This is a genomic window from uncultured Maribacter sp. (assembly GCF_947496775.1).
Lineage (GTDB): Bacteria > Bacteroidota > Bacteroidia > Flavobacteriales > Flavobacteriaceae > Maribacter_B.
On sequence record NZ_CANMDU010000008.1, the window covers coordinates 210,521 to 226,662 of the forward strand.

General features: G+C 31.3%; 19 protein-coding genes. 11 read left to right on the forward strand and 8 right to left on the reverse strand.

What is annotated here, in order from left to right:
• Positions 1–6 precede the first annotated feature (6 nt).
• Together Q0856_RS13725 and Q0856_RS13730 are read left to right on the forward strand one after the other, a co-directional pair.
• The gene (locus Q0856_RS13725) at positions 7–2,469 is read left to right on the forward strand and encodes a carboxypeptidase-like regulatory domain-containing protein (protein WP_298505939.1); all 2,463 of its coding nucleotides are present in this window, start codon (positions 7–9) and stop codon (positions 2,467–2,469) included.
• A gap of 8 nt (positions 2,470–2,477) precedes the next feature.
• Positions 2,478–3,128: a hypothetical protein gene (locus tag Q0856_RS13730; RefSeq protein WP_298480302.1), complete on the forward strand. Its 651-nt coding sequence runs from the start codon at positions 2,478–2,480 to the stop codon at positions 3,126–3,128.
• A gap of 7 nt (positions 3,129–3,135) precedes the next feature.
• Here Q0856_RS13730 and Q0856_RS13735 read toward each other — a convergent pair whose 3' ends face one another.
• A complete protein-coding gene (locus Q0856_RS13735) occupies positions 3,136–4,284 on the reverse strand; it encodes a cysteine desulfurase family protein (RefSeq protein ID WP_298480664.1) in 1,149 nt (382 codons plus the stop codon).
• A gap of 162 nt (positions 4,285–4,446) precedes the next feature.
• Here Q0856_RS13735 and Q0856_RS13740 point away from each other — a divergent pair, with 162 nt between their 5' ends.
• Positions 4,447–4,959, forward strand: a complete 513-nt coding sequence (locus Q0856_RS13740) for a hypothetical protein (RefSeq protein WP_298480299.1) — start codon at positions 4,447–4,449, stop codon at positions 4,957–4,959.
• Here the strand turns inward: Q0856_RS13740 and Q0856_RS13745 are convergent.
• Entirely contained in the window at positions 4,956–5,498 is a 543-nt protein-coding gene (locus Q0856_RS13745; protein WP_298505941.1) for a Smr/MutS family protein, read from the reverse strand. The genes Q0856_RS13740 and Q0856_RS13745 overlap by 4 nt on opposite strands.
• A 60-nt stretch (positions 5,499–5,558) precedes the next feature.
• On the opposite strand from Q0856_RS13745, the gene Q0856_RS13750 reads away from it, so the two are divergent.
• The 3 genes from Q0856_RS13750 to Q0856_RS13760 are packed head-to-tail and all read left to right on the forward strand — an operon-like array spanning position 5,559 to position 6,534.
• A complete protein-coding gene (locus Q0856_RS13750) occupies positions 5,559–5,864 on the forward strand; it encodes a DUF2752 domain-containing protein (protein ID WP_298505944.1) in 306 nt (101 codons plus the stop codon).
• A 13-nt stretch (positions 5,865–5,877) separates the two neighbouring features.
• Complete coding sequence (locus tag Q0856_RS13755) at positions 5,878–6,213, forward strand: CCC motif membrane protein (RefSeq protein ID WP_298480290.1); 336 nt, start codon at positions 5,878–5,880, stop codon at positions 6,211–6,213.
• Between the two features lie 3 nt (positions 6,214–6,216).
• A complete protein-coding gene (locus Q0856_RS13760) occupies positions 6,217–6,534 on the forward strand; it encodes a CCC motif membrane protein (RefSeq protein ID WP_298505947.1) in 318 nt (105 codons plus the stop codon).
• 55 nt (positions 6,535–6,589) lie between these two features.
• Here Q0856_RS13760 and rocD read toward each other — a convergent pair whose 3' ends face one another.
• The 3 genes from rocD to Q0856_RS13775 form a co-directional block, all read right to left on the reverse strand.
• Entirely contained in the window at positions 6,590–7,834 is a 1,245-nt protein-coding gene (gene rocD / locus Q0856_RS13765) for an ornithine--oxo-acid transaminase (protein ID WP_298505950.1), read from the reverse strand.
• A gap of 134 nt (positions 7,835–7,968) precedes the next feature.
• On the reverse strand, positions 7,969–8,352 hold the full coding sequence (locus Q0856_RS13770) for a DUF6768 family protein (protein ID WP_298480281.1): 384 nt from the start codon (positions 8,350–8,352) through the stop codon (positions 7,969–7,971).
• A complete protein-coding gene (locus Q0856_RS13775; RefSeq protein ID WP_298480278.1) occupies positions 8,352–8,888 on the reverse strand; it encodes an RNA polymerase sigma factor in 537 nt (178 codons plus the stop codon). Before Q0856_RS13775 ends, Q0856_RS13770 begins: the two co-directional genes overlap by 1 nt.
• Positions 8,889–9,013: 125 nt before the next feature.
• Between Q0856_RS13775 and rlmD the strand changes: the two genes are divergently transcribed.
• From rlmD to Q0856_RS13790, 3 genes are read left to right on the forward strand one after another with little or no spacing between them, the layout of a single operon-like run.
• On the forward strand, positions 9,014–10,423 hold the full coding sequence (gene rlmD / locus Q0856_RS13780; protein ID WP_298505952.1) for a 23S rRNA (uracil(1939)-C(5))-methyltransferase RlmD: 1,410 nt from the start codon (positions 9,014–9,016) through the stop codon (positions 10,421–10,423).
• A 4-nt stretch (positions 10,424–10,427) separates the two neighbouring features.
• Positions 10,428–10,946, forward strand: a complete 519-nt coding sequence (locus tag Q0856_RS13785) for a DUF6452 family protein (RefSeq protein ID WP_298480272.1) — start codon at positions 10,428–10,430, stop codon at positions 10,944–10,946.
• Positions 10,927–11,724 (forward strand): DUF6048 family protein, encoded by a 798-nt coding sequence (locus tag Q0856_RS13790; RefSeq protein WP_298505954.1) that lies wholly within the window; start codon positions 10,927–10,929, stop codon positions 11,722–11,724. Before Q0856_RS13785 ends, Q0856_RS13790 begins: the two co-directional genes overlap by 20 nt.
• A 1-nt stretch (position 11,725) precedes the next feature.
• On the opposite strand, the gene Q0856_RS13795 is transcribed toward Q0856_RS13790, so the two are convergent.
• A complete protein-coding gene (locus Q0856_RS13795) occupies positions 11,726–11,956 on the reverse strand; it encodes a hypothetical protein (RefSeq protein ID WP_298480265.1) in 231 nt (76 codons plus the stop codon).
• Positions 11,957–11,960: 4 nt separating this feature from the next.
• Positions 11,961–13,127 carry a THUMP domain-containing protein gene (locus Q0856_RS13800; protein ID WP_298480260.1) on the reverse strand — a complete coding sequence of 389 codons (1,167 nt, stop codon included), beginning with the start codon at positions 13,125–13,127 and terminating at the stop codon, positions 11,961–11,963.
• An 87-nt stretch (positions 13,128–13,214) separates the two neighbouring features.
• On the opposite strand from Q0856_RS13800, the gene Q0856_RS13805 reads away from it, so the two are divergent.
• Together Q0856_RS13805 and Q0856_RS13810 are read left to right on the forward strand one after the other, a co-directional pair.
• Positions 13,215–13,886 carry a ZIP family metal transporter gene (locus Q0856_RS13805; protein WP_298480257.1) on the forward strand — a complete coding sequence of 224 codons (672 nt, stop codon included), beginning with the start codon at positions 13,215–13,217 and terminating at the stop codon, positions 13,884–13,886.
• Positions 13,887–14,315, forward strand: coding sequence for a DUF4268 domain-containing protein (locus Q0856_RS13810; RefSeq protein ID WP_298505956.1), 429 nt, complete (start codon positions 13,887–13,889; stop codon positions 14,313–14,315).
• Here Q0856_RS13810 and Q0856_RS13815 read toward each other — a convergent pair.
• On the reverse strand, positions 14,305–15,891 hold the full coding sequence (locus Q0856_RS13815; protein WP_298505959.1) for a serine hydrolase domain-containing protein: 1,587 nt from the start codon (positions 15,889–15,891) through the stop codon (positions 14,305–14,307). The two genes, Q0856_RS13810 and Q0856_RS13815, sit on opposite strands and share 11 nt — an antisense overlap.
• Positions 15,892–16,142: the final 251 nt, after the last annotated feature.

Below are 16,142 nucleotides of genomic sequence, written 5' to 3' on the forward strand. Positions count from 1 at the left end.
ATTGGTTTGAAATTACTTAAAGCTCTAGTACTAATTTTTGCATTGTGTTTTTCCTTCCAAGGTTTTGCTCAAACAGCAACTATTACTGGGGTAGTTTTAAACGAACAAAACAAGCCACTAGCTAATGTTAATGTTTCCTCAACCAACAATGGAACTTCGACCGATGCAAATGGATATTACATCCTTAAGATAACATCGGACCAAAAAACAAATATTACATTTTCCCATATAAGCCATGCCGATGTAGTTTTAGAAAAACTAATCCTTACTACGAATGAGACTTTTGAATTTTATCCTATTTTAAAAGCAAATAGCATACAAATTGATGAAGTAACTATTACGGCGACTGGAAAAAAGAAGAGCTTAGGAATATCCAACCTTTCTACCCAACAAATAAAAAAAATTCCAGGAGCAAATGCCGGCGTAGAAAACATTTTAAAATTGCTACCAGGAGTAAACTCTAATAACGAATTAAGTACGCAATATGCAGTAAGAGGTGGTAATTATGACGAAAACCTTATTTACATTAATGAAATAGAAGTTTACAAACCTTTTTTAATTCGCTCTGGACAGCAGGAAGGACTTAGCTTTATTAATAGTAATTTAGTACAGAGTGTAAAATTCTCCGCAGGAGGATTCCAAGCCAAATACGGAGATAAACTATCTTCTACATTAAATATTACGTATAAAAAACCTATAGAATTTGGAGCACAAATAGATATAAGTCTTTTAGGAGCAAGCGCTTCTATTGAAACCATGAGTAAGAATAAAAAATTGTCCAATATAACTGGTGTGCGCTACAGGAACAATAGTTTGTTGGTAAATAGTAAGAATACGAACACCAATTTTAATCCAACTTTTGGAGATTTTCAAACTTATTCTACTTATAAATTTTCTGATAAACTTTTGTTTAACTTTTTAGGTAATATTTCTATTAACAATTATCAAAACGAGCCTTTAACTAGAGAAACCAATTTTGGCACTTTAAATAACCCACAGACTTTATTAGTACATTATCAAGGAAAAGAAGACAATAGATTTAATACAGCTCTTGGAGCTTTAAAAGCTAATTACTTTGTATCTGACCATGTTACTCTTAAAGCTATTTCATCTGTATACCATACTACAGAAGAAGAATATTCCGATGTAATTGCTGCTTATAGACTAGGTCCTTCAGAAATCGTTTTTAACGAAAATAGTAGTACAGATATCTCCAAAGGAATAGGGTCTCAATTTAATAGATCTAGAAATGATTTAGACGCCTTGTTGTTTAACTTAGAACATAAAGGAAAATATTCTAAAGAAAATAAAGAAATAGAATGGGGCATAAAATATACCCATGAAGATATAAGAGACCAATTAAGAGAATCTGAATTTATTGATTCTACCGGTTTTTCTATTAGACCACCGCAATCCCAATTCACGAACAACCAACCGAACGAACCATTTAATGCTCCTATTGAAGCTTTTGAAGGTATTTACGCTACTAATTTTATTAAAACTAATAGATTCTCTGGCTATATACAATTTAGCAAAAACACCACATGGAACACGCATGATATTTATTATAATGCGGGAATAAGAAGTCAATACTGGACAACTAGTGGAACGGGAGTAGAAAAAGTATCGCAAACTGTATATAGCCCTAGAACACAAATAGGAATAAAACCCAATTGGAAAAAAGATATGCTTTTTAGAATTGCAGCAGGCATATACCATCAACCCCCGTTTTATAGAGAACTAAGAAATAGTCAAGGTATTATTAACCCAAATGTAAAGGCTCAAAAAGCATTACATATAGTAGCAGGAAATGAATATAGCTTTGCATTATGGGATAGACCGTTTACAATGATTGGCGAAGTATATTATAAAAAACTCACCAACGTAAATCCATATACTATAGAAGATGTGCGTATTCGATATGCCGCATTAAACAATGCTAAAGCATATGCGTATGGGGCTGAGCTAAGATTAAATGGGGCTTTTGTTCCTGGAACAGAATCGTGGGTTTCTTTAAGTTACTTAAAAACAGAAGAGAATATAGAGGACAAAGGATACATATCTAGACCAACTGATCAACGGTTAAAAGTAGCTGTTCTTTTCCAAGATTACATCCCCAATATGCCCGATTTAAAAATGTATTTAAACCTAGTATATAATACCGGTTTACCTGGAGGGTCCCCAAGTTATGCCGACCCATATATTTTTCAGAAAAGATTAAGAGATTATAAACGGGCAGATTTAGGAATTTCCTATATTTTTGTAGGCGATAACAAAAAGTTCTCCAAAAATCATTGGACACATAATTTTAAGGAACTTACTATAGGGATTGAAGTTTTTAATCTTTTTAACAATCAAAATTCCATTACTAATACATGGGTCAGAGATGTTGAAAGTAAACAACAATTTGCAATTCCAAATTTTATGACCAGTCGTGTACTTAACCTAAAGTTAAGTATGCGTTTATAAATTAAGTAATGTACAAAGCGATAATTTCATTTTTCCTATTAGCATCTATTTCCGCGCATGCTCAAAAAAACATTTATGAAAGTGCAAAGTTTAATGAACTTAGTAAAGCACACAAAACTTTAGCCATTTTACCTTTTTTAACGAATCTTAATTTAAAAGATAACCTTAGTAAAGAAGAACTAAAAGAACTAGAAGAAAAAGAAGGCTATGCGGTACAAAACGCATTGGAAACTTATTTTTCTAATAGAAAAAAGAAAAAGAAATTTACTGTTGCTTTTCAAAATACGAAAGACACAAAAGCCATTTTAGCCAAGCATAACATAAACTACCAAAATATTGATATTTACACTACAACAGAATTAAGTAAAATACTTAATGTTGATGGTATAATTAGCGGAAACCTAGATCTTACGATTCTTTTATCTAAAGGAATACCTTCTAATTTTAGCCTTGTTGATTATTTCCTAGGAGATGCAAATTACGGCAGAATAGGCATGAAAATAAGTGATGGTATTACGGGGAAACTTTTGTGGAAGTACGAAAAAAGAATTAACAAAAAATCGGGAAAAAACACGACAGATTTAATTAATCGTATGATGAAATTAGCTATTCGAAAATTTCCATACGATAAAGAGAAAAAAAGAGAAAAGCGATCTTAATCCCTCCTTATTTATCTACAAATTCTTTCAATACAGCAATAGCGTAATCTATTTCTTTAGTAGTATTATACTTGGAAAAAGAAAATCGCAAAGATGGCTTCTTAAGGTTTTCTACAGAAAGTACCTGAGTTAATACATGAGAACCCAAATCGCTACCAGATTGGCACGCACTTCCTTTAGAGCAAGCAACCCCTTTTATATCTAAATGAAATAATAACATTAATGCCTTCTGCTCATCTATAGGCAAACAAACATTAACCAAAGTATAGGTGCTTTTTTCCATATCACCCGAATGCCCATTAAAAATAACTCCTGGAATTTCTTTTTTAATAGTATCTATAAAATACTTTTTTAACCCTTTTACATAGGTCATTTCTTCCTCTAAGTTATCATAAGCTTGTACAAAAGCCTCTTCTAAGCCAACTATATTATGATATGATTCTGTTCCTGCTCTAAAACCTCTTTCTTGAGACCCTCCCGAAATTAATGGCTTTATTTGCGCATTCTTTTTTATATAAGCAAAACCTATTCCCTTTGGACCATGGAATTTATGTGCCGCAGCAGTTAAAAAGTCTATAGGTGTTTTTTTAACATCCCAAGCATAATGTCCAACAGATTGAACCGTATCGGAGTGCAGTAATGCATTATTTTCTATACATAAAGCACTAAGCACATCTATATCTATTTTATTACCTATTTCATTATTAACATGCATTAAACTCACCAAAGTTTTTGAATCATCTTCTGTAAGAAGTGCTTTTAAATGTGTAAAATCTGGTGTACCATGGGCATCTAAATCTACATACTTCAATGTAATATTATATTCTTTTTCTAATTCTTCTACCGTATGTAAAACAGCATGGTGTTCTATTCTAGAGGTTATTATCGTTTTTACTTGCATATCTCTAACAACACATCTCAATATCATATTATCTGCCTCTGTACCGCCAGAAGTAAAAATAATTTCCGATGGTTGTGCATTTAAATATTTAGCAATTGTCTTCCTAGCACTCTCTACTCCAGTCTTAGCTGATCGCCCAAAACTATGCGTGGAAGATGGATTTCCATAAAAACTTCGCAATGCATTTTGCATTTTTTCTATTACACTAGAACGTACCTGAGTAGTTGCTGCATTATCTAAATATACCTTTTCCATAGACACTTCTTTTCTTTCCAAAATAGAATAGAAAACAAAAGTAACGCTATTCTTTATAAAAATAGTTAACATTGTTAACTATTTTTATAAAACTTTAGTATTTAAGATATAAATAAGACAATCATTAAAGCGAAATATATTTTTTTGATTTAAATTTGAACTATGAAAAAGCTTTTATTTCTTTTAGTTGTTATTACTCTTTCTTCATGTGATGATGGGGATTTACAAATCGAAACTATAGATTTTGATAGTATTACTACAATTACTACCTGTAACACTATTGATATTGCTGCTACCAACTTGTTATTTAAAATAAATGATACAGAAGCTTTAATATTAGAATTACCAGCCAATGTTTTAAAAAACGAAATTACTACGGAAACTATAGAAAGTAATATTAGTGCTAGCGGTCCATCAAAACTTATCTATAGAACATTTTCTGATAAAGCAACCAAAGATTATTTTTGCTCTAGTGTACCGCTAACCACTCCTACGGTACTAGAAGAAATAATTGCGAAAAACGGCGCTGTACTTATTACAACTACAACAGAAGATAATATAACCTATACGCACAAAATTATATTAAATGATATTACTTTGGAGACATCTTCTAGCCAAAGAATAACGGATTTAAGTATTTCCGATTACGGAGATATTACAACAACAGTAAATTAAATATTCTGAAAAAAATATACTTCCGTAGCCCCCATTCCGTATTTCTGGTAATCGGCTTCGTAATGTTTTAAATTATCGTATCTTCTAAAAAGATACCCTAATTCTTCTTTTAATACTCCTTCTCCTACTCCATGAATAAACACCACTTTCTGGATTCTTTTTCGCATAGCAAACTCTAATTGCCTTTTTGCTGTTTCTAGTTGCAAATTCAATTTTTCGTAACTAGTCATATTACCGGAGTTCCTAGTTAACTTATGGATATGAAGATCTACCTCCATTTTAGGGGCATTACGTTCTTTTGGTTTAGTATTTATAATTTTTCTTCTCTTAGGAATTTCTTTTTCAGACTTTATTTGAGCAACTTCAAAATTAGATACTTTTATATCTTCCCCTACTTTCATTACCTCCGAAGCTAAAAATGAAATAACGAAACCATTTGTATCTTCCATTGTAATTTTAGGTCCATCAATACTAAGTATTGTCCCTGAAATTACATCATCTATTGTTTCCACAATGTCTCCTACTTTAAAAACACTCATTATTTTGTTTTAAAAGCTCAAAAATAATAGTAATTTTCAGCATCTTTATTCATTTAAGTCATGAAATTATTAATCACCATTCTTTTATTTAGCTTAGATGAGTTTATGTTACCTTGCATTACAAAGAAATTTATAGGTATAGATTGCCCTGGCTGTGGTTTACAGCGTTCTTTAGCTTTGTTACTTCAAGGAGATTTTTTGGCTGCATTTATAATGTATCCTCCCGTATACAGTATTATTGCTTTATTAATTTTTCTTTTAGTTCGTAACTTTGTAACTATAAAATATGCTAATAAAATTATAGTAACTTTGACAATAACCGCTATAGGCTTTATTTTAATTAATTATATTTTAAAATTTATTTAACTCATGTAATATTATGGATCAACAAAAATTACCAAATACAGGCGCAATTATAGGATTAAGTATAGCCTCGATTTTATTATGTTGGTGTTATGGAGTTTTAGGACTACTTCTTGCTATTGTAGCTCTAATTTTAGCCATAAAATCTACCAAACTATATAATGCCGAACCCGAATTATATTCGGATTTTAACTCCGTAAAAACTGGAAAAATATTAGCTATTATTGGCATTGTTTTAAACCTTCTCTTCTTACTATTCTGCGTGTGGTTTATATTCAGTATTATAGGCTTAGATGCTCTGGAAAATGAAGAACTTATGAGAGAAAGAGTAGAGGAATACTTTAACAAATAAAAAATGCATAAAAATAAATTACCAGGAGCAAGTACTTCTTTAACTATGGGTATAGTTTCTTTAGTTACTTCTTTATGTTGTTGTGGACCATTCGCTGCTATTTTCAGTATTATTGGTATAATAAATGCTAATAAAGCAACCCGTATTTACAATGAAAACCCAAGTGAATATGAAGGTTACGAAAATGCCAAAACTGGCAAAATACTCTCCTATATCGGACTGGCTTTTGCTGTTTTTGCCCTAATTATAGTAATAGCTTATTTTGGGATAATTGCTGCTATTATTGCAAATGGAGATTGGGAAAGAATAAATGATATATAAAAAAATCCCTGAAATAGTATTTCAGGGATTTTTTATTTATTTCGCTTTTTAAATGTTATTTTTCAAATTGCTTCAGAGTATTTATTATAATTGTTACACATTCTAACAATTCTTCTTTCGTCATTACTAAAGGCGGAGCAAAACGAATAATATTACCATGCGTTGGTTTAGCTAATAATCCGTTTTCTTTCATTGCCATACAAATATCCCAAGCAGTAGTACTTTCTTCTGTATCATCAACAAGAATTGCATTTAAGAGCCCTTTACCGCGAACACCGTTAACAATAGTACTCGTAGAAATAAACTCATTTAATTTTTCCCTAAATAACAATCCAAGGGTTTCTGCATTTTCAGCAAGATTCTCTTCCTCTACCACTTCTAAAGCAGCAATACCAACTGCAGCTGCAATTGGGTTGCCTCCGTATGTACTCCCATGGTTTCCAGGGCGTATTACTCCCATAATGGCATCATTTGCTAAAATACCAGAAACAGGATAAGCACCGCCAGATAGAGCCTTTCCAAGCACCAAAATATCTGGTTTTACATTTTCATGATCTACAGCCAACATTTTTCCCGTCCTAGCAACACCTGTTTGCACTTCATCGGCGATAAATAATACATTATGTTTCTCGCATAGTTTTTTCGCTTTTGCTAAATAGTTTTCAGAAGGAACATATACCCCAGCTTCTCCTTGTATTGGCTCTACTAAGAAACCCGCAATATTCTTTGAACTTTCTAAAGTCTCTTCTAAAGCTTGCAAATTATTATATTCAATCTTTAAAAACCCATTCGTAAATGGCCCAAAATTGGCTCTTGCTACAGGGTCATTAGAAAAAGAAATTATAGTTGTAGTTCTACCATGAAAATTATTTTCACAAACAATTATTTGCGCTGCATTTTCGGGAATACCTTTTACTTCATAAGCCCATTTTCTGCATACTTTTAAAGCTGTTTCAACAGCTTCCGCCCCAGTATTCATAGGTAGAAACTTATCAAAACCAAAAACATTAGTTACCTTTTTTTCGAACATACCAAGCATATCATTATAAAATGCTCTTGATGTTAAAGTTAATGTTTCTGCTTGTTTTGTCATTGCCCCCACAATTTTAGGATGACAATGTCCTTGGTTCACTGCAGAGTAAGCGGACAAAAAATCAAAATACTTTTTTCCTTCTACATCCCACACATATACACCTTCTCCTCTACTCAACACTACAGGTAATGGATGGTAATTGTGCGCTCCGTACTTGTTTTCTAAATCTATCGCTTGTTGCGATGTTAATTGGTCTAAAACAGCCATTTTAATTTTGTTTAAATTAATAAAATAACCATTCCTTATCTACCTTTATCCTTTCGAAGAACTCGAAAATTCAGCGTGGGAAAGAAATCATCCCTAAGAAGCGCCAAATTACAAAATATTAATTACTTTAAATCCTATTTTGTAATCTTCAAAGACAAAGAAGAAATTTGCAATTCTAAACGTTTTATCTCTCTCTTTAATACATTTTTATCCATCTGCATCCAAACATAAAGTTTAAGCATCACCATTACAAACATAGCCATAAAACCACCTGCAAGCCATGTTAAAAGCTCTTTAGTATCTTCTGCATCAAAAAATTCTATTGTACAATAAATAAAGAACCCAAAAACTAGGATATGCATTATACTCATAATAACAACAAGCCAACCACTACTACTTTTACTTGTATTTATGAGCTCCCTAATTAAATTTTGCTCTTCTAATTCATTATAAAATTCAGCTTCATCTCTACTTAATGTTTCTCTAATTAAAACATCTATTTTTTCTTTTTCCATCATTATTTTTTTAATATAAGTTTTAATTTTTCCCTAGCATTAAACAATCTAGATTTTACGGTTCCGACGGACACTTCTAAAATAGAGCTCATCTCTTTTAAAGAATATCCCTGCGTATAAAACAATTGCAATACTATTTTTTGATTATCAGACAATTTTTCTATTCCTTTTTTCAATAGCACCAAATCTTGCTCCTTAGTATCGACTGGAATTTCTTGCGTTTTTTTTAAATTATATAATTCTTTATTTCTTTCTAATTCTTTTTGATTTTTCTTTACGTAATCTAAAGCCATCCTTGTAACAATTCTTAGAGACCAACTCCCAAAACTATTTTCATCTTTTAACTTATCAATATTCTTTATAACAGAATTCCAGCTTTCTTGCGCCACATCTTTAGAAGCATCCTTATCCTTAGTAAACCAGTAGGCATGTTTGCAAAATTTTGTATGGTACCTTTTTACTAATAACCCTAAAGCCTTTTTATTCCCTGCTTTATATTGAAGAACAAGTAAGCCATCAAATACCTTATTTAGTGCCATTAAACCTTATTTCTATATGTAAGACTCGATAAATTCAAAAAGGTTCACTTTTATTTAACTTAAATTAATCAGATTCCTTCTTAAAGATACTGTTATAAATGAAGTGCTATTCTTATTTTTGCCCTATGCGAAAAAAGAATAAGAGAGTAATTCTTGAGAATATAGAAATAATAGATGCTGGCGCAAAAGGAAAAACTATAGGAAAAGCTCCTGATGGCCGCGTAGTTTTTACAACCAATGCCGTTCCTGGAGATATAGTGGATATACAGACTACCAAAAAGAGAAAAGCTTACTTTGAAGGTACGGCTATAAACTTTCATGCACTATCTGATAAGCGAACTGACCCAGTTTGCGAACATTTTGGCGTTTGCGGCGGTTGTAAATGGCAAAATATGAGTTATGATAATCAGTTATTTTACAAAGAAAAGGAAGTTCTGAACAACCTAGTTCGTATTGGACATCTTGATATTCCTGAAACCACTCCTATTTTAGGCTCTAAAAAACAATACTTCTATAGAAATAAGATGGAGTTTTCTTTTTCGGATAGTCGTTGGTTAACCCTGGAAGAAATTAATTCTGGGCAAGATTTTGATAACAAGAATGCTTTAGGCTTTCATATTCCTGGCATGTGGGATAAAATATTAGATGTAAAAAAATGTCATTTACAAGAAGACCCATCTAATGCAATCCGAATTGCGACTAAAGAATTTGCTCAAGACACAGGTATGTCTTTCTTTAATCCTAGAAACCAAGTAGGAATGCTCCGTACCCTAATGCTTAGAACAACATCTACAGGAGAAATAATGGTACTAATTCAATTCTACGAAGACCACAAAGAGAAAAGAGAAGCTTTATTAGACCACTTAAAAGAAAGGTTTCCTACCATTACTTCTTTGCAATACGTGGTTAACAAAAAACAGAATGACACCATATATGACCAAGAAATAATTTGTTTTTCGGGCCGTGACCATATTATAGAGGAAATGGAAGGTTTGCAATTTAAGATAAATGCAAAATCTTTTTATCAAACTAATTCCGACCAAGCATACGAGTTATATAAAATAACTAGAGATTTTGCTGGTTTAACAGGAGAAGAATTGGTATATGATTTATATACTGGAACAGGAACCATTGCTCAATTTGTTTCTACAAAAGCAAAAAAAGTAATTGGCATAGAAGCCGTTCCCGAAGCTATATTAGATGCAAAAGCGAATGCTGAAAATAATAACATTACTAACGCCGAATTTTATGTAGGTGACATGAAAAATGTTTTTAATGAGGCGTTTATTCAAGAACATGGACAACCAGATATTATTATAACAGACCCACCACGAGATGGTATGCATAAAGATGTGGTACAACAAATTCTAAATATTGCTCCAAATAAAATAGTTTATGTTAGTTGTAATAGTGCAACACAAGCAAGAGATTTAGCACTAATGAAAGATTTTTATAAAATCACTAAAATACAACCTGTAGATATGTTCCCGCAAACACATCATGTAGAAAATGTTGTACTTTTAGAAAAGATATAGGTATATGGTAAAATATAAAATTTTAGGAGCTTTGCTTATAGGTGTAATTTTGTTTTTAGCCTGTGAGAAAGATGATATTTGCGTAGATGGAGATACGCCATTATTACAAATAGGGTTTTACGATACTACAGATACGGATACCGCATTAACAGCTACTTCTATTAGAGTAATTGGCGAAGGGCAAACTAATGCCATACAAACGGATTCTCTTAAAGATAGAACAGATTTAAAAAACATTTCTATCCCCCTTAAAACAGTAGGAAATTCTACTAGTTTTACTTTTATTTTAGATTCAGAAGATGATGACAATAATAATGAAATTGGAAACCCTGACACTGTAACGTTTAGTTATGAATTAGGAGACGAATATGTATCCAGAGCTTGTGGATTTATCGCAAATTACAACGGTATTACCGCTACTCTTACAGCTGACTCTGATAATTGGATTAAAGGCATTGAATTTATTGCCGCAGACATAAATCTAGAAAATATAAATACTACGCATGTTAAAATATATCATTAGTCTTTTTTTTACTATTAGTAGTATTGGTTTATACGCTCAAAGCAAACCTATAGACACCAAGCCTAAAGATACGGTTGTATACAAACAATCCTATGGATTAAGAGTTGGACTTGACCTTAGTAGACCTATTTTATCTTTTACTAATGAGGATTATGATGGTATTGAAATTGTAGCAGATTATCGTTTAACGCAAAAATTGTATTTAGCTGCTGAGTTAGGTAACGAAACCAATACCAGACAAGAAGAATTAGGACCAAGTAATGAAAATACTACAACCTCTCCTTTATACAATTTTACAACCAAAGGAAACTACATTAAATTAGGAATAGATTATAATACCTATGCGAACTGGTATGGAGAACGTAATTCTATTTTTATTGGAGCCCGATATGCTTATGCCAATTTTTCGCAAACCGTAAATAATTATCAAATTTTTAATAGGAACAGATATTGGGATACAGATGATTTTTCTACAGGTTCTACTACTCCAGAAGAATTTAGCGGACTTTCCGCACATTGGCTGGAAGCAGTTTTAGGAGCCAAAGTAGAACTTTTTACCAACTTTTATCTCGGTGCTAGTGTTAGGGTTGGCGTACTAATTACGGATAAAGACCCAGAGGCTTCAAGATTTAACAATTTATGGATTCCAGGTTTTAATAAAGTAACCGATAATAGTTCTTTTGGAATAGGGTATAATTACTCCATATCGTATTTTATACCGTTGTACAAAAAAGTAAAAAAAGAAAAGAAAAAAGATAAAGAAGAAATACAAGAGTAATCTAAAACTCTTTAATGCCCTTTTTCAAAATCCATTTCATAACCATTTTCTCTTTACCATTTATTTTGGCTACAGCAAATTTTGGCGAAAGAACATTAGCTATCACTGCTGCGATTACGGCTAAAACTAATCTTTGCAGTGGAACAAAATAACCTAACAATAGCCTAGCAATTACAAATATAACTGCAAAACAAACAAAATTACAAAGAAGTGCTTTATGCTTTAATTTCATATTTCTACTCTTCTTTATTTTGATATTTTGCCTTTTTACTACCAGAATACATTACGTACTTTACCAATTTAGATTCTAAATGACTATTAAATACTTTTATCTTTCTAGAGGGTCTAAGTCCTACATATTTTAATGCCTCTAAATTAGACGTTATAAACCAAGCATCCGTACCTGGATATTTTTGTTTTAAGGTATCCCCAATAGATGCATAAAAATCCTGCATATCTATATCCAAACGTTCTCCGTATGGTGGATTAAAAACCATGTGCAATTGATTTTGCGTAAATTTTTCGGTATCAAAAAAGTTCTTTCTTTCTATCGTTATATATTCCGCTAAATTAGCATTCTCAATATTATCTTGCGCTTTACGAATAGCAGAAGGAGCTTTATCATATCCTATAATTTTAAAATTAAAATCGCGAGTTTTATTTAAAGACACGTCAACAATTTTCTCAAAAAGTTCCTCGTCAAAATCCTCCCATTTTTCAAAAGCAAATTCCTTCCTGTTAATATTTGCGGGAATGTTACAAGCAATCATAGCGGCCTCAGTTAGCATAGTACCACTTCCACACATAGGATCCAAAAAATCCGATTGCCCTTTCCATCCACTTAATAACAAAAGACCCGCGGCTAAAACCTCATTAATAGGTGCTATATTGGTTGCCGTTCTATATCCTCTATGATGCAAAGACCTACCAGAACTATCTAAAGAAATATTACAATGTTCGTTATGTATATGAACATTGATACGCAAATCCGGAAATTTAACATCTACATCAGGTCTTTCTCCATCTGTATCTCTAAATTTATCTACTATAGCATCTTTAACTTTCTGAGAAACATATAAAGAATGTGTAAAATTATCCGATTTTGCGGTTGTATCTATCGCAAAACTTGTATTTACATTTAAATAGTCATCCCAATTCATGGCATAAACCTTTCTATACAATTCATTTTCATTACGCACAGAAAAAGAATGTATAGGTTTAATTATTTTAATTGCAGTCCGCAAACAAAGATTAGCTTTGTACATAAAACCAGTATCTCCTTCAAAAGAAACACTACGAACCCCTTCCTCAACATTTATTGCTCCTAAATCCTTTAATTCTTTCGCTAGTATCTCTTCAAAACCAAATAGGGTTTTCGCTAACATTTTAAAATTATTGTTCATAGTATCTATAAATATTCACACAAAAATACGTTAATTTTACCCCCAATATATTTTTCCATGCAATATAAAATTAAGTATAACTAATTCATGACTTATACACTACCCATCTTAAGTGTTTTACTAAGTTTTTTGTTTGTATACATTGCCAAGCCAAAGAAAAAAGAAAACTTTAAACTCCTCTTAGCTTTTAGTGGTGCTTTTTTACTTGCTCTTACTTTATTTGAGCTATTTCCTGAAGTATACAAACATGCCAATTCAAAAACGATTGGTGTATTTGTTATGCTTGGTATATTATTACAAATTTTTTTGGAGTTCTTTTCCAAAGGAGCAGAACATGGTCACGTTCATGTAGAAAAAGATTCTTCCAAATTTCCTTGGTTACTATTCATAAGCCTTTCTATACACTCTTTATTAGAAGGTGTTCCTATAGAACATAACCACACTATGCTTTACGGTATACTAATTCATAAAATACCAATTGCAATAATTCTAAGTATTTTCTTAGTAGAATCTAAAATAAAACTCCTAAGTGCTATATTCTTTATTGTTTTGTTTGCACTAATGACACCTATAGGAAGTTTTATAGCTGCAAATTTTGAGCTTTCTCAAGAATACTACGCTTTAATTAACGCCCTAGTTATAGGTGTGTTTTTACATATTTCTACCGTTATTCTCTTTGAAAGTTCTGAAGGACATAAATTTAATTTACGTAAAGTACTTGTCATTGCAATAGGAATACTAATTGCTTATATATTGTAAATGTTCAGCAAAGAAGAGTCAAAACGTTTAAAACAAGATTTTTGGATATCCTTTGGTAAATCCTTTCCTAGAAAATGGACTCTTTATAATACCAACATTAAAGGTCTTACGTTTAAGTTTCATTTTGATTTGAAAAAGGCAATGGTATCTTTAGATGTTGACCATAACAGTTTGGAAAAAAGAATTGAATTATGGGAAAAATTAATTACCCTTAAATCCATAATTCGAGAAGATTTTTTACCTGAATCCCACTTTAAAGATTATTTTATTCTAGAAAACAAAAAAGAAATTTCAAGAATTTATATTGAAAAAAATAATGTCTCCATACATAATAAAAATACTTGGCAAGAAACTATGTTATTTTTAAAAGATACTATGGAAAGCTTTGAAGCTTTTTTTGAGGATTACAAAGACATACTTAATTCATAACTTTCTTATTAGCGTTAAAACTCACATTCATTTTTTGAACTAAAGGCACTTTTTCTGGGGAGAGTGTAAAAAACACTTTTATATCCCCATTTTCACATTGTATAATAAAATCTCCTCTTAATTGATTTTTGGCAGAAATGCCATGTATTTTTATAACCCTACCAGCGACACGTCTAATTCTTTGTATTTCCATTAGGCGGTCCTCTATAGTATCATCTAAAAAAAAGTTTTCTGCAAAAATATCGCTTACAAGATTAACATTTTCCGTAGTGATTAAATTTGTAATTTGTTCTTTTCGTTGAATTAAAATCTCTGACGGAGGCAATTTTCGTCCTTGCAGATCTAACGTTTCAAATAATAACTTTTCTAATTTATCAGATGGCATAGGAGAAGTATACGTTTTATTACCAAAAGCCATTATTCCAATACCATATTCTGGAAAAAAAGCATAATCGCTTCCAAATCCTGGTAAAGCACCACCATGAGCAACTTTTTTTATGCGTTTACAATCCATAGAAATACCTAAACCATAACCATATCCAATCATTCCAGCACACGGTTTGTTATCCCAATCTCTATTCCAAGAATTTAAAAAATTATACTTAGGAACATGCATTTCTCTAATAGTACTTCTTTTTACGATACCATTATTATCATCATTTCTAATTGGCCATGCATTTAAATGAAAACTAATATACTTACTAAAATCTTTAATTGTAGTAATTAAACCTCCCATAGCTCCATATATTCCATCATGTAACATTGGTTCTAATTTCCAATTTTCATCTTCCCACCTATAACCAAGAGCTAATTTTTCCTCTTCTATAGTACTATATTCCCAATGTGTATCATACATACCTAAAGGAATTAAAATTTTATTTTTAATATAATCCTGATATGAAACACCTGAAACTTCACCAATAACATACCCTAACATAGCATAACCTGTATTACTATATTCGTATTGATATGATGGAGTTTTAGACATAGAAATTCCACCGGAAATAAAATCGACAAAATCCTTTTTAGTCATTGAAAGCTGTCTATCTCCCCAAGGGTTATCCTCAGGAAATCCGGCAGTCATAGTCAACAGGTTTTCAATATTTAAAATGGGAGAATCCTTAGTTAAATAATTTAAACTTTTTAATTCTGGAATATAATTAACAACTGGGTCTTTTAATGACAATTTACCCTGATCTCTAAGCATTAATATTGCTAAAGCCGTAAAACTTTTAGACATCGAAGCTATTCTGAAAGAAGTATTTGTTGAAACTTCTATATTTTTATGAATATTGGATACTCCAACACTAGAGCTTATTATTAACGAATCGTCTACAACAATACCATAAGAAATTCCAGGTATATTATTATCTTTAAAATGAGTATTAAATAACGATTTTATCTCAGATTTCACCTCCTTAATCTTTTCCAACCGTTGATCATCTAAAAAACTTTTAGCCTTATACGTTTTTAAAAAAAATCGAGAAACTTGACTTTCTATATCATTAATAGGTTTTTGCTTATTACATGAGCTTAATAAAATGCTAAAAAACAATAACAGTAGAAAATTTTTCATTTTAGTCTTTAATAAATTACAAAACAAAGACTACTTCTTTTTTAAATTGTTACACTTTAAAAAAATGTCCTTCTATACTCATAAATTTAAAATACCATTTCTTTTTTAAGTTTAATTTTCTAGAAGTAGTGTTATAATATGTACCAAAGAATTTTTCTAATTAAAACAGGGTATAAAAAAAGTCCGATACGTAATGTATCGGACTTTGAAGAAGGCGGCTTCCTACTCTCCCACTTGGTGTAGCAGTACCA

Excerpts from the sequence above, each read along its gene's own strand:
- Q0856_RS13735 (WP_298480664.1), bottom strand. The coding sequence starts at position 4,284 with ATGGAAAAGGTATATTTAGATAATGCAGCAACTACTCAGGTACGTTCT.
- Q0856_RS13760 (WP_298505947.1), top strand. The coding sequence starts at position 6,217 with ATGCATAAAAATAAATTACCAGGAGCAAGTACTTCTTTAACTATGGGT.
- Q0856_RS13745 (WP_298505941.1), bottom strand. The coding sequence starts at position 5,498 with ATGAGTGTTTTTAAAGTAGGAGACATTGTGGAAACAATAGATGATGTA.
- Q0856_RS13740 (WP_298480299.1), top strand. The coding sequence starts at position 4,447 with ATGAAAAAGCTTTTATTTCTTTTAGTTGTTATTACTCTTTCTTCATGT.
- Q0856_RS13810 (WP_298505956.1), top strand. The coding sequence starts at position 13,887 with ATGTTCAGCAAAGAAGAGTCAAAACGTTTAAAACAAGATTTTTGGATA.
- Q0856_RS13785 (WP_298480272.1), top strand. The coding sequence starts at position 10,428 with ATGGTAAAATATAAAATTTTAGGAGCTTTGCTTATAGGTGTAATTTTG.
- Q0856_RS13800 (WP_298480260.1), bottom strand. The coding sequence starts at position 13,127 with ATGAACAATAATTTTAAAATGTTAGCGAAAACCCTATTTGGTTTTGAA.
- Q0856_RS13770 (WP_298480281.1), bottom strand. The coding sequence starts at position 8,352 with ATGATGGAAAAAGAAAAAATAGATGTTTTAATTAGAGAAACATTAAGT.
- Q0856_RS13775 (WP_298480278.1), bottom strand. The coding sequence starts at position 8,888 with ATGGCACTAAATAAGGTATTTGATGGCTTACTTGTTCTTCAATATAAA.
- Q0856_RS13795 (WP_298480265.1), bottom strand. The coding sequence starts at position 11,956 with ATGAAATTAAAGCATAAAGCACTTCTTTGTAATTTTGTTTGTTTTGCA.
- Q0856_RS13730 (WP_298480302.1), top strand. The coding sequence starts at position 2,478 with ATGTACAAAGCGATAATTTCATTTTTCCTATTAGCATCTATTTCCGCG.
- Q0856_RS13790 (WP_298505954.1), top strand. The coding sequence starts at position 10,927 with ATGTTAAAATATATCATTAGTCTTTTTTTTACTATTAGTAGTATTGGT.
- Q0856_RS13805 (WP_298480257.1), top strand. The coding sequence starts at position 13,215 with ATGACTTATACACTACCCATCTTAAGTGTTTTACTAAGTTTTTTGTTT.
- Q0856_RS13815 (WP_298505959.1), bottom strand. The coding sequence starts at position 15,891 with ATGAAAAATTTTCTACTGTTATTGTTTTTTAGCATTTTATTAAGCTCA.
- Q0856_RS13750 (WP_298505944.1), top strand. The coding sequence starts at position 5,559 with ATGAAATTATTAATCACCATTCTTTTATTTAGCTTAGATGAGTTTATG.
- Q0856_RS13755 (WP_298480290.1), top strand. The coding sequence starts at position 5,878 with ATGGATCAACAAAAATTACCAAATACAGGCGCAATTATAGGATTAAGT.
- rlmD (WP_298505952.1), top strand. The coding sequence starts at position 9,014 with ATGCGAAAAAAGAATAAGAGAGTAATTCTTGAGAATATAGAAATAATA.
- rocD (WP_298505950.1), bottom strand. The coding sequence starts at position 7,834 with ATGGCTGTTTTAGACCAATTAACATCGCAACAAGCGATAGATTTAGAA.